Origin of the sequence: Candidatus Infernicultor aquiphilus, assembly GCF_002784285.1 — a bacterium.
Classification (GTDB): Bacteria; Atribacterota; Phoenicimicrobiia; order Phoenicimicrobiales; family Phoenicimicrobiaceae; genus Infernicultor; species Infernicultor aquiphilus.
In genome coordinates this window covers 1-1129 of sequence record NZ_PFKO01000313.1, presented here as the reverse complement: position 1 = coordinate 1129, position 1129 = coordinate 1, and the positions used below count along the sequence as shown (strand labels likewise).

The window sequence follows — 1129 nt, the reverse complement described above, 5'->3', positions numbered from 1 at the left end:
AGTCTATAAACGGCAAGATACCGCAAGGTATTATACATTGGCAGTCGGACTATCCCGTAGTATCTGTGAAGTCCCGTAATGGGGATGGAGAGAAGGGGATAGCAGTAATACAATGGGGGGTGAGGGACACATCTGCCAGACTCAGAACTGGACAACAGATGAGAACAAAACTTGCCTCCCTAACCTTACGAGCCAGAGAAAATCCGAAAGATAGATTTATATCACTGATGCATTTACTCACCGAGGATTTTCTAAAGGGTTGTTTCTGGGAGCTGAAAAGGGATAAGGTTGCTGGGATAGATGGGGTAAGTGTTAAGGAATATGAAGCCAGATTAAAAGAAAACCTTAGGGATTTAGTGGGAAGGCTAAAAGCAAAGAAGTATAAGCCACAACCAGTCAGGAGAGTGTATATACCAAAGAGTAATGGTGGCAAAAGGGGACTGGGAGTTCCCACGGTAGAAGATAAGATAGTGCAGATGGGAATAAAGAAGATCCTTGAGGCCATCTTTGAGGTTGACTTCCTCGAGGTATCATTTGGGTTTCGTCCTAACCGAAGTTGTCACCAGGCGCTGGATGTGTTGGATAAGACCATTATGACTAAGCCAGTCAATTATGTAGTGGATATGGATATCGAAAAGTTCTTTGATACCATAGATCACAAGTGGTTGATGAAGTGTCTCAAGCAGAGGATTAAAGACACCAGTTTATTAAGGTTGATTGTTCGCTTCTTAAAAGCAGGGATAATGGAAGAAGGTAAATTTTACCAGACAGACAAGGGCACTCCTCAAGGTGGGGTATTAAGTCCCTTACTGGCTAATATCTATCTTCACTATATCTTAGACCTGTGGTTTGAGAAGAAAGTTAAGAAAGAGCTGAGAGGATTTGCTCAACTTGTTCGCTATGCTGATGATTTTATGGTTTTATTCCAGAATGGAACAGAGGCAAAAGTATTTGGGGATGAGTTAAGGCAAAGGCTGGATAAATTTGGGTTAAAAATTGCCGAAAACAAATCAAGGATAATGGAGTTTGGTCGGTTGGTCTGGCAGAAGGCACAGAAAGAAGGCCAGAGAATGGCTACCTTTGACTTTCTGGGATTTACGCATTATGGTGATAAAACCAGAAAAGGCAA

Annotated in this window: 1 protein-coding gene; it reads left to right on the top strand. The window is 42.1% G+C overall.

Annotated features, from left to right (window positions below; genetic code table 11):
* Positions 1-119: 119 nt before the first annotated feature.
* A partial coding sequence (gene ltrA / locus COZ07_RS08720; RefSeq protein ID WP_406608179.1) for a group II intron reverse transcriptase/maturase occupies positions 120-1129 on the top strand: 1010 nt, incomplete at its 3' end.